Here is a 12075-nt window from a genome sequence, read left to right as displayed (position 1 = left end):
CTTGTCACACGAGACGTTAGTCGAAGAAGGTTCTTAAAATAGTATATATAAAAGGAAAAGGGTGGAACTTTCCATCCTTTTCCTTTTATATAATTAGGTTATGCTTTTTATATTAAGAATTTTGTTGGCCGAATCTTTTCCCAAGTTTAGCTAGCAGTTCAGGCTGATCCCCTTGGCTCATTACAACTTCAACAAAGGTAAGTTGATCCTTATCATTACTTATTTTAGTTAAGACTTCTTGTAACTCTATTTCATTTTCCACTTTACATGTTAGGCTTTTTTCTTCTGTTCCGAATACGTTCGCTAGTTTTGTGTAATCCCACATTTGTATGTCATTATACGGTTCGTTTTGACCATGAATTGCACGTTCAACAGTATAACCATTGTTGTTAATTAAAAATATAATTGGATTTAAATTTTGACGTAGTATAGTTGATAATTCTTGGACAGTTAATTGAAAAGAACCATCACCAATAATTAAAATGTTGCGCCGCGATAAATTAGCGAGCTGTGTACCAAGTAGAGCAGGTAACGTATAGCCGATCGATCCCCATAATGGTTGCGCTACATATGTAGTGTCGTTTGGTAAAGGGATAGCGGCACTACCAAAGAAAGGTGTTCCTTGCTCTGCAAGTAAGACGTCGTTTTCTTGTAAGAAATGGTACATTTGCTGCCAAAAGCGTTTTTGTGTAACCATTTGTAGCTTTGGATTAAACTTTTCAGTAATTAATATTGATTCTGAAATAAATGGCTTAATATCAAGCGTTTCTTCATTTCGATGTTCAATTACATCACTTAACTGTTGTAAAACATCTTTCATTACAACTGGCCCGTATTTTTTATCTGTAATTTTCACAGTGTAGGGATGTATTTCTATAACTTGTTCTTTTGTAAAACCTTGTGTGAAGCCACCTGTAATAGTATCAGTTAACTTCACACCAATACTAATAATACAATCAGATTCATCAATTCTTTTTCGCAAGTATGGAGAACTTACATCACCAGTATAAATCCCTATAAATTGAGAGTGTTTTTCTGGGAATATTCCTTTTCCCATACTTAACGTTGCGATGGGAAACCCAGTTTTTTCTACGAATTGATATAAATATTCTTTAGCGTGAAATCGATCTACTTCAAAATCCGCTAAAATTACTGGTTTTTTGGCACTGTTTATTTTTGAAGTGGCATGTAGAAGCATTTTATCCAGCGCATCTTTATTACTTACAACTGGTTTATGTAAAATCGGTTCCGTAGGTTTATTAATTGGTTTATTATACACATCAATCGGTAATTGAATATGAACAGGGCGTTTCGCACTCCAACATGCACGTAACACACGGTCAATTTCTTCAGCGGCATGCTCAGGTGTTAATTTTGATTGTGCCACCGTGATTTCTCTATACATATTGGAAAAATGATCGAACTTTCCATCACCTAACGTATGATGAACGAGTGCTCCATTTTCCATTACTGTTGTTGGTGGTGTCCCCGTAATTTTTATAACAGGTACATTTTCTGCATATGATCCAGCAATACCGTTAATGGCGCTTAATTCTCCAACACCGAAAGTGGTAATAAGAGCAGCGATTCCTTTTATACGAGCATATCCATCTGCAGCATATGCCGCATTTAATTCATTACAATTGCTAATCCACTCTACATTTTCATGTGCTATTACATCATCTAAAAAAGCCAAATTATAATCACCAGGGACACCAAAAATATGTTCAATTCCTAGTTCGCTTAGTCGGTCTAATAAATAAGTACTAACAGTATATTGCGTTTTCAAGTGAATCATCTCCTCATTGTTTTGCTGTCTTGTAATAAACGAAAGTAGCTCTAGAGTATGGATTTAAAAATTCATTACGAGAATGTGGTATAATTTACATACAGGGGGAAAGTAGATGACACAACATAAAGAAGAACAGATGAATGAAGCATTAGCCTTATTTTACTTTGCATATAAAACATTTACTGAAAAGCCAGATGAAATTATAAAAGAGTATGGTATTCAAAGAGTACATCATCGAATTTTATTTTTTATCGCACGCTTTCCAGGGATAAGTGTAAATGAGTTATTATCACTACTAGAAATAAGTAAACAAGCTCTTCACGGACCATTACGACAACTTGTGGAAAAGGGCTTAATTGAGAGTAATGAAGCTACACATGATCGCCGTGTGAAACAGTTATCTTTAACAGAAAAAGGTACCGATTTAGAGAAAAAACTGAGCGATGTACAAAGGCAACAAATGGGTGCTATTTTTTCAAAATTTGGTGAATCGTGTGAAGAAAATTGGCATCAAGTTATGAATGAAATGGCACATAGCCGATCAGGTTTTGATGCTTGGATATCGAAAAGGGAAGTTGCAATCGATCAAAAATAAAAAGAAATATATCTGTTTTTATAGTTTGAAAAAGAACAAATTTTATCCATACATTTGGCAACTATGGAGCTATCATAGAGTGAATGGATAAAAAGATACATTACTAGATACTTTATACGTGTACGCAATGGAACAATAAAATTCACATTTCCGAGAGGGGAATTATAATGATAAAACTTGTACTTATTCGTCACGGACAGAGTTTATGGAATCTTGAAAATCGCTTTACTGGATGGACAGATGTAGATTTATCAGAGAATGGATTAAGTGAAGCGAGAGAAGCAGGAGCGATATTAAAGAAAAATGGATATACTTTTGATGTAGCTTATACATCTGTATTAAAACGAGCAATTCGGACGTTATGGATTGTACTTCATGAGATGGATCTTGCCTGGGTGCCAGTACATAAATGTTGGAAGCTAAATGAAAGACATTATGGTGCATTGCAAGGGTTGAATAAAGATGAAACCGCGCAAAAATATGGTGAGGAACAAGTTCATATTTGGAGAAGAAGTATTGATGTAAGACCACCTGCTCTTACTGAGGATAATCCCAGGTATGAAATGAATGATCCAAGATATAAAGCACTGAAAAAAGGTGAGTTTCCATTGACAGAATGTTTAGTGGATACGGAGAAAAGAGTACTTGATTATTGGCATTCAGAAATTGCGCCGAAATTAAAGAATGGTAACAAAGTAATCATTTCATCACATGGTAACACAATTCGCTCGCTAGTAAAATATTTAGATAATCTTTCAAGCGATGGTGTTGTTTCACTAAATATCCCAACGAGTATACCGCTCGTTTATGAATTAGACGAAAATTTACGTCCAATTCGTCATTATTACTTAAGTATGGATGGAGAAGTACCTGAAGGGGAAATTCCGAAACATATTTCTTTTTAACATGAAAATTTGAAACACATGCTTGTCTACATATACAATGTAGATTCAAGGTAAAAGACGTGGCACCTTCTAATGTATATGCGATGTAGCTAAATTTAGAAGCTTGTCCACGTCTTTTGTCATAAAGAGAGCTGCTTGTGCATGTAATGATATCGTGAGTAGTTTTTGAATGGAGGGTGATGTCATTGGTGATCTCTAACATTCGAATCGGCTTATTTATTTTAGCAATCGTTTTTCTAGTACTTGTTTTCTTTTATTGGAAAAACGAAGAGTTGTACGAGGAGAAGAAGCAACGTATTAGAAAGACTTGGTATGGGTTGTTTATAATATCAGTCACCGTGTATTTCATGATAAAAGGAATTGATTTAACCCTCTGGAAAAATCTTTTAATGTTCACTGCAATGGTTATTTTCGTTGATATTGCATTTATTTTAACACCTAATATTTCAGAAATATGGGGAGCGAAATTTAGCGATATCGGCAAGACAGTTCAATCGATAAAACGGTCATTAATTGCTTCTAAAGCAAGAGGAGAAATATACACAACAATCATTCAAAATGTCAATCCAGCAGTGTTCGGTACGATGGAATGGCATACGGAGGAAGAATATACAAAAAGCTTAAACGCATTTTTAGATTCGTATGGGGAAAAGATTGGAGCAAAAATTGTTGTATTTGAAGCGGCAAAGGAATTAAATACAAACTTTCGCGGTATCCGTTCTCAATTTAGTACGATTATTCCATTAGAGTACATTGAGCAATTGAATGAGCAGAAAGCAGTACAAGTAGAAAATGTCGGAATTATACCAGCAAAAATAGTGAGTGATGTTTTCATTGTTATTGATGGGAAGAAAAATAACCTGCAAGATCGAGATTTTGAAAATGTATATAATTTAACAATACATCATAGTTATTTTAGTAAATAAGGACAGAAATTTTTTCTGTCCTTTTCACTTATACATAAAGGTAAAGCGAATTTAGACAAACTTGTATAAAATCGGACAATCATTCCTACACTAGCACGTAGAGGTGATTGTAGTGATAAAAAATAATGATAATGATTTTTTTAAAGAAGACAATGAAGATACAACGGATTTCTCGTTAATAAAAGGAGATACATTACAGCAAGTAGAAGATTTAGAAGAAGAATTAAAAAGAAAATGATACGTGTACACGCTGTCTGCTTTTGCTATATAATATAAATAAAAGGTTGTATCTTTTTGAAAAGGGGGAGAAGAGATGGCTGAAATTAGTGTAAAAAAGTCTTCGTTTTTTAAAGAAAAAAAAGAAGAACCAAATACAGATTTCTCTCTTGTGAAAGGTGCGTTAACGGAAAATATAAATCGGTTAGAGAAATTAATGAATAATAGTACTTCAAAATATATGAGAGCAAAAAAAGAGAAAGAAAATGCATAGTGCATTTTCTTTCTCTTTTTATATGCAATTTAAATGTTTAACGAGCGGATATTAAAGTATGAAATAGAAAGTGAAAATTATGAATCATGGTATAATGATAAAAGACTTACATATTATTTTGTTATTTTGAGAGGAGCTTAAAAATGTATTCTACTTTAGAACAATTAACAAAGCACCCTGTATTTTATCATTTTGCAGAAATTTCAAAGATTCCTAGAGGATCAGGTAATGAAAAGGAAATTAGTGATTTTTTAGTTGGCTTTGCGAAAGAGCGTAATTTAGAAGTGATTCAAGATGAAGCATTAAATGTCATTATTAAAAAAGAAGCAACTGCTGGTTATGAAAATATACCAGCTATTATCATTCAAGGGCATATGGATATGGTATGTGAAAAAAATCAAGCAACCGTACATGATTTTGAAAAAGATCCAATTGAATTAAGAATTATCGGGGACATGTTATATGCAAATCAAACGACTTTAGGAGCTGATAATGGTATTGCAGTTGCATATGCATTAGCTTTATTAGATTCAAAAGATATTCCGCATCCAGCACTAGAAGTAGTTATTACTACTGAAGAAGAAACGACAATGGGCGGAGCTTTCGCTGTTGATTCAAATCATTTTGAAGGAAAGATTTTTATTAATATTGATTCTGAAGAAGATCATAAATTGCTTGTAAGTAGCGCAGGTGGTGCAAAAGCTGTTGAAACGATTCCAGTAATTTGGGATGAAGCACCAGCGAATATGGATGCATACCGTCTATATGTCGGTGGTCTAAAAGGCGGGCATTCTGGTATGGAAATTGATAAACAACGCGGTAATGCGAACAAAGTATTAGGACGAGTATTACATGATTTATCAGTAAATATTCAATTTGATATAAGTGAAGTTCACGGTGGATTAAAAACGAATGCAATTCCGCGTGAAAGTATAGCTACAATCGTATTACGTACAGAAGATGTAGAGAAAGTAGAAGAAAAACTAGAATCATGGACACGAGTATTACAAGAAGAAATGCGTGCTGTTGATCCAGATGTTCATGTTACACTTACAAAATTAGATGAGAAAGTAGAAAAAGTATTTGCTAAAGAAACACAAAAGCAACTTATTTCATCATTATTCTTAATTCCGAACGGCATTCAAAGTATGAGCATGGATATTAAAGGTCTAGTAGAAAGCTCAACAAATTTAGGTGTTATTGAAACGTTGCAAGATGAAATTAAATTACGTAACGAAGTGAGAAGTTCTGTAAATAGTTTAAAACAACATATTGCAGATGAGATTAAATGTATTGCCGAATTAGTTGGTGCAACATTTGAAATCGAGTCAGAGTATCCAGAATGGCCATACAATCCGAATTCACAAATTCGTAATTTATTTGAAAAAGTGCATCAAGAAAAATACAATAAAGATGTTGAAATCTTCGCTGTACATGCAGGGATTGAATGCAGTGTATTCGTTCAAAAGATGCCTGAATTAGATGCAATTTCATTCGGTCCAGATATATTCAATGTTCACACTCCAGATGAACATATTAGTATTTCTTCTGTTGTGAATAACTGGGGATTCTTCGTTGATGTAATGAAGGGTACGAAAGAATTAGCTAAGTAATAATGATGAAATGAAAAGTAGCCTATAAAATTTTATAGGCTACTTTTTTGTATAGAGTTTTATTAAAAATTCGTTTTTACGTAAGTATTTCATTTTTGCTTTAATTTCTAGAGGAGATTGTACCAAAAATTGCTCCGGATATTGCCCCTATTAAAGTCATGAAAATTGCACTCCACGCTGCAAATGACATTATTACACCTCCAAATAATACATTATTGTTTCTTAAGTTTTTTAATAGAAATGATGATTGAAACAACTACTAAGAAAATAAGAGGGGACCAAGAGAAGAAAGACATATAGCATTATCCCTTCAATATTTATAAATCGAACATGTGGAATATGCAATATTGCATATTGAATGGTAGAACTTAAAGAAGTGGAAACAGTTATTGAGTAAAAATGATAATTTATAAAGAAAGTAAGGATTTTTTCTAATTTTAAAAAGGGCAAACAACCAAAATCTCCTCAATCTTATATAAGGTAGAGGAGATTTTAAAATGGTTTTTGTTTAAGAAAATAGTATCCAATATTTGGTTGCTGGTGAGATAAACATTAATTATTTTGAGATTTTAAAGCTGCCCCCATAATAATAATTTTCTCCAAGTTTCATAACGGCTACATATGTTCCCGGATTATAAGCCTTAGTAATAGGCGTTACAAATCTACCATAATTATGTTTTAAACCCGAGTCATAAATGGTTTTATATCTATGCAAGTTTATTTCATCATTTTCATTTCCACTCAATTGATATATTTTTACAATACCGGTATCCTTACCACCAGTATATATAGTAACATCGAATGTATCTCCATGCTTTAAGTCACCAACTGCTAACTCTTCTATAAAGTCTGCATTATGATGTAATAAAAAATAGTTTTGCCACCGCCAAGTATCTAAAAATCGTGATTCTTTTTGTGTAGGTTGCGATTCAGCAGACGCAGGTGGGAGTGTACCAATTGTATTCGAAAATAAAAATCCTCCAACAGTCAATGCACCAATAATTGTTGCTTGCCTTAAAAGTTTCATCCTCTAAACCTCCTATTTACTTAAGGATTCAGAAATCGTTTTTATGAAAAACTAGCTGTGAAATCTAATGGATGATAGTATCTTCTATAATTATATTAACATTTATTGATTTATCAGACAAATTGATAAATAATAAAACTATATCGAGGGAGTTAAGGCTAATATAAGAAATAAGTTAGTTGTATAGCTAAAATATCTTTATTGTATATAATTGGGGTTTTTTATTTAAAAGCTCGATTGTTTTAATGTTGAAATTTCAATTCAAACTTTAAGGTTTAGTACATAATTTTACAATTTGACTTATGTAATTTATAACGTTATGATTTTTTTATTATAAAAGAAAGGCTTGAATATAATGATTCGTCGTTTGAGAAAGCTAAAAAATGTAGCAGTTGTAGTAAGCTTCTAAGTAAATTGCAGAAATCTACACTACTTAGAAGCGAGGAATAAAGTTATGAAGCATCCATTATTTAATCATTGGTCGGAAACAAAGTATATAAAAGATATAGTAACAAATCCACTCATTGAAGTAGGAGAGTACTCCTATTATTCAGGTTATTATGGTCATCAAAATTTTGAAGATGGCTGTGTAAGGTATTTGTGGGGGGATGCTAAGTCCCGAGCACTTTTCAATCCAATTGAACAGATGGGATGGCATCTTGATAAACTCATTATTGGGAATTATGTTTGTATTGCCAGCGGAGTAGTCATTTTAATGGGTGGTAATCACAATCATCACTCAGAATGGATTACAGTATATCCATTCGTTGAGAAAATTGAACATTCATATGAACCGAAGGGCGATACAATTATAAAAAGTGATGCCTGGATTGGAATGAATGCTATTATTATGCCTGGCGTTACAATCGGTGAAGGTGCAATCGTTGCAGCAGGATCTGTTGTAAGTAAAAATGTTCCGCCATATACAATAGTCGGTGGAAATCCTGCTAAGGAAATAAAGAAACGATTCACTGATGCTGAAATAAATATGCTAATGGAAATGCGTTGGTTTGATTGGGATAGAGAATTAGTTGAGAAGGCAATGTCTATATTATCTAGTTCATCTATTAAATTATTATATGATTTTTATAACAAAGAAGTAAAACCTAGATAGATCTGTTAGGAAAACTACGTCCGATATAGGATGTAGTTTTTTGTAGTAAAAAATTAATAGTTTTGATTATGAAAAGTTTATCCCACATTAATGGATATCCTGATAGGTAAGGGCTAATAATCAGTTGGGAAGGAATGCAACCTCGAGTGATTAAAGTTTCACTTTATATTTGGTATGAGTATAGTAAGTAGGTTTTCATGTTTTGTTCATGTGAAATATTTTTATCTATTTATCCTTTTCTATTTTAAAAATCTCCTATGGAATTTAATTGAAATCGAAAACCATTTAGAAATAACAAATACGTTGTGAGCTATTGTATAGTATAGATATGGTTCATAATAAAGGGGGAATACATATGTGGCAGCGATTTGTAGCGATTGGTGATAGTTTTACAGAGGGGATAGGGGATGAAGTTGAGGGAATCGCATTAAAAAGCTGGGTAGATCATTTTGTTCAACTGTGTGTAAACGATATAGAATATGCCAATTTTGCAAAGCGCGGGTTAGTAACGAAAGAAATTCGCTCACAGCAATTGGAAAAAGCATTAGCTTTTAAACCAGATTTGGTTAGTCTAATTGTGGGTGCAAACGATGTATTAAAAGGACGTTGGAATCTTCAAACATATAAGAACGATATGGAATTTATGATAGATAAATTAAGTAAAACAGGTGCCGATATTATGATAGCAAATCTTCCAGATTTTACAGTAAGGCTTCCTCTTGCTTCTGAAAAAAAACGAGTAATAAAAGAACAATTATTAGAGGCAAATGATGTTATACGTTCACTGAGTAGAGAGTATAAGCTTCATCATGTTGACTTTTGGAGTCATCCGTTAGTTAATGACAATACGCTTTGGTCTACAGATTTCATTCATCCAAATTCAAAAGGGTATGTAAAAGTTGCTGAATTGATTTTTAATAGTTTGCCTGTACATGACTCTTCTAAATAAGTTTTAGAATGAGCTAAACCCTTGTCGCAAACAGCGCAGGGGTTTTTTGAAACGAAAAGAAGTATATAGGGTGCCTATAAATTATACTTTAAGTAATTCTTTTTATTATTTATATTTTTGATATTTTCTGTTGCAGAACCCTTAGTATAAGGGTTCTTTTTTTTTATCAAATATATACAAAAAAGGTAGAATTGGAGAACCCGAACTAAGAGATATTTTAAATGAAATTGTTAAAACAATACTCATAATAAAGTTCATTAATTATATCCGCTTCTACTGCTTGTATGAGCTTAAAAACTTCTCTCTTCTAATCCAACTTAACCATAAATTAAATTTTTAGTGTAGATGTGGAACAATTTCATTACTTACATTGTCAATTAAGCGTTAAAACATTTTTCATTTTATATATAAAGAAAGAAAAAAACATTTTTAACTAAGGGAGAAGATTGAATTGAAAAAATTATGGATGCTGCTTTTTATTTGTTTTGCAGTTATTTTAGTAGGATGTAATAAAAACGAATCGCCAAAACAAGCATTTGAAGAATATATAAATTTATGGAATGATAGAAAATTTGCAAATATGTATGATGATTTATCAGAACATGCTCAAAAAACAATTTCTAAAAAGGAATTCACAGAGAAATACCAAAAAATTTATGAAGGTATTGGCGTTAAGAATTTAAAAGTTAAAACGAAAGGAGAGAATGCTAAAGATAAAGAAATTTTTCTTTTTGAAGTTAAGATGGATACGGATGGAGGACCAGCTTCATTTATCCATGAAGCAAAACTCGTGAAAGAAAAGGAATCTTGGAAAATAGATTGGACACCAGATTTCATTTTTCCAGGTATGAAAAAAGATTACAAAGTACGTATGCAAACAGAACAAGGAAAACGCGGGGAAATATACGATCGAAATGGGAAAGGTCTAGCAACGAATGGTAAAGCGACTGAGGTTGGAATTATTCCAGAGAAACTAGGCGAAACGGCGGCGCAAACAAAAGAAATAGTAGCACAGTTACTGGACATGTCTATAGAAGAGGTCGATCAGAAGCTTACAGCGAAATGGATAAAATCAGATTCCTTTGTACCAATAGGCATTTTAAAAGAAGGAACTAGACAGAATGATTATATTCAATTAGAAGGAGTTTCATCTCGCCCAGTCAATATTCGGACGTATCCATTAGGAGAAGCAGCGGCACACTTAACAGGATATATAGGAAAGGTGAATGCAGAGGAGTTAAAATCGCTTCAAAAAAGAGGTTATCAAGCTGATGATTTCATAGGTAAGACAGGTCTAGAAAAAGTACTGGAGAATAAATTACGTGGTGAAAAGGGTGGACGCGTATTTATAGAAGATGAGAATGGGAAAGAGATGAAAAACGTAGCAAAAAAAGAAGCGAAGACAGGGGAAAATGTTACGTTAACAATTGATGCTGCAATTCAAGAAAAAATCTTTAATGAGATGAGAAATGAAGCAGGATCTAGTGCAGCGATCAATCCTAAAACGGGTGAAACAATCGCACTTGTAAGTAGCCCTGCTTATAATCCAAATATAATAGTTAGAGGAACCTCAAAAGCCCAAAGAGAAGCGTGGACTAACGACGCGAAACTACCAATGATGAATCGCTTCACACAAGCATTTGTATCAGGTTCCGTATTTAAAACGATTACAGGTGCAATTGGTTTGGAAACAAACGCAATAAATCCTAAGGAAGAATTTAAAATTCAAGGGTTAAAGTGGACAAAAGATTCATCTTGGGGAAATTATTATGTAACACGTGTGAAGGATACAAATCCAATTGATTTTGACAAGGAAATGAAGTACTCTGATAATATTTATTTTGCTCAACAAGCTTTGAAAATAGGAAAAACTCAGTATGTAAATGAACTGAAGAAATATGGTTTTCATGAAAAGTTACCAATTGAATATGAATTTCCTATTTCAATTATTGCAAGGGATGGGATAAAAAATGATATTCAACTAGCAGACACGGGATACGGACAAGGACAAGGACAAGTATTAATGACACCACTTCATTTAGCATTAACATATGCACCGATTGTGAATGAAGGGAATATTCCGTCACCCCATCTTTTAAAAGAAGAAAAAGTAGCGGGGAATTGGAAAGAAAATGTGATTTCTAAAAAGAATCAAAAGATATTAAAGAGTGCATTAATCAAAGTCATTAATGAACCTGATGGCGCAGGGAGAATTGCAAAGGTTGATGGTGTAACGCTTGCTGGTAAAACCGGTACAGCAGAACTGAAAGAGTCGAAAGAAGCAGACGGAAAAGAACTTGGATGGTTCGCAGCTTTCGATGCAAATGCGCCAGACATGATTGTTACCATGATGATTGAAGATGTAAAAGGAAGAGGAGGAAGTAACGTTCCAGGTGAAAAAGTAAAACATGTTTTTCAGAAATAATACTTAATTATAAAGTAAATTCTTTTACTACATTCATTGTTTGCTTAACTCAAATGTATAAATTGAGAAAAAAATGAAGAATTAAGTTTCGAAAAAGCATTCTTCCTAATTGAGAATGCTTTTTCTATTTTGTTGTAGTTCTAGGGAGTTAATGCCTCATTATATTCATTGTTTAAATCAAATTCTATCGTTTTAAATGTGATATTATGGAACTTGTCATTTAAGAGAATATATTGGTG

At 32.9% G+C, this 12075-nt stretch carries 11 protein-coding genes; 9 read left to right on the top strand and 2 right to left on the bottom strand.

Annotated elements, in window-relative coordinates; translation table 11 throughout:
• Window positions 1-112: 112 nt before the first annotated feature.
• Window positions 113-1798, bottom strand: a complete 1686-nt coding sequence (locus tag QCI47_RS15430) for an alpha-keto acid decarboxylase family protein (protein ID WP_309422723.1) — start codon at window positions 1796-1798, stop codon at window positions 113-115.
• Between the two features lie 106 nt (window positions 1799-1904).
• Here QCI47_RS15430 and QCI47_RS15425 point away from each other — a divergent pair, with 106 nt between their 5' ends.
• The 6 genes from QCI47_RS15425 (at window position 1905) to pepD (ending at window position 6321) form a co-directional block, all read left to right on the top strand.
• Entirely contained in the window at window positions 1905-2387 is a 483-nt protein-coding gene (locus QCI47_RS15425; protein WP_071741711.1) for a MarR family winged helix-turn-helix transcriptional regulator, read from the top strand.
• Between the two features lie 167 nt (window positions 2388-2554).
• The gene (gpmA, locus tag QCI47_RS15420; RefSeq protein WP_309422722.1) at window positions 2555-3292 is read left to right on the top strand and encodes a 2,3-diphosphoglycerate-dependent phosphoglycerate mutase; all 738 of its coding nucleotides are present in this window, start codon (window positions 2555-2557) and stop codon (window positions 3290-3292) included.
• Window positions 3293-3480: 188 nt separating this feature from the next.
• Complete coding sequence (locus QCI47_RS15415; RefSeq protein ID WP_002021399.1) at window positions 3481-4218, top strand: type II toxin-antitoxin system SpoIISA family toxin; 738 nt, start codon at window positions 3481-3483, stop codon at window positions 4216-4218.
• Window positions 4219-4330: 112 nt separating this feature from the next.
• Window positions 4331-4456: a D-alanyl-D-alanine carboxypeptidase gene (locus QCI47_RS15410; protein WP_139302694.1), complete on the top strand. Its 126-nt coding sequence runs from the start codon at window positions 4331-4333 to the stop codon at window positions 4454-4456.
• A 75-nt stretch (window positions 4457-4531) separates the two neighbouring features.
• Window positions 4532-4708 (top strand): stage II sporulation protein SB, encoded by a 177-nt coding sequence (gene spoIISB, locus QCI47_RS15405; RefSeq protein WP_000808046.1) that lies wholly within the window; start codon window positions 4532-4534, stop codon window positions 4706-4708.
• A 143-nt stretch (window positions 4709-4851) separates the two neighbouring features.
• Complete coding sequence (gene pepD / locus QCI47_RS15400; protein WP_086708279.1) at window positions 4852-6321, top strand: beta-Ala-His dipeptidase; 1470 nt, start codon at window positions 4852-4854, stop codon at window positions 6319-6321.
• A gap of 556 nt (window positions 6322-6877) precedes the next feature.
• Here the strand turns inward: pepD and QCI47_RS15395 are convergent.
• Window positions 6878-7348: a DUF5065 family protein gene (locus tag QCI47_RS15395; protein WP_029438359.1), complete on the bottom strand. Its 471-nt coding sequence runs from the start codon at window positions 7346-7348 to the stop codon at window positions 6878-6880.
• Window positions 7349-7802: 454 nt separating this feature from the next.
• Between QCI47_RS15395 and QCI47_RS15390 the strand changes: the two genes are divergently transcribed.
• The 3 genes from QCI47_RS15390 (at window position 7803) to QCI47_RS15380 (ending at window position 11836) form a co-directional block, all read left to right on the top strand.
• The gene (locus QCI47_RS15390) at window positions 7803-8462 is read left to right on the top strand and encodes a CatB-related O-acetyltransferase (protein ID WP_071741709.1); all 660 of its coding nucleotides are present in this window, start codon (window positions 7803-7805) and stop codon (window positions 8460-8462) included.
• Window positions 8463-8790: 328 nt separating this feature from the next.
• On the top strand, window positions 8791-9411 hold the full coding sequence (locus QCI47_RS15385; protein ID WP_139303590.1) for an SGNH/GDSL hydrolase family protein: 621 nt from the start codon (window positions 8791-8793) through the stop codon (window positions 9409-9411).
• Window positions 9412-9862: 451 nt separating this feature from the next.
• Window positions 9863-11836, top strand: a complete 1974-nt coding sequence (locus QCI47_RS15380; protein ID WP_353811848.1) for a penicillin-binding transpeptidase domain-containing protein — start codon at window positions 9863-9865, stop codon at window positions 11834-11836.
• The last annotated feature ends 239 nt before the right edge of the window (window positions 11837-12075 follow it).

Source organism: Bacillus cereus group sp. RP29, assembly GCF_040459765.1.
GTDB lineage: Bacteria > Bacillota > Bacilli > Bacillales > Bacillaceae_G > Bacillus_A > Bacillus_A paranthracis.
The sequence above is the reverse complement of the archived record's forward strand: the minus strand, read 5'-3'. Positions and strand labels throughout refer to the sequence as shown.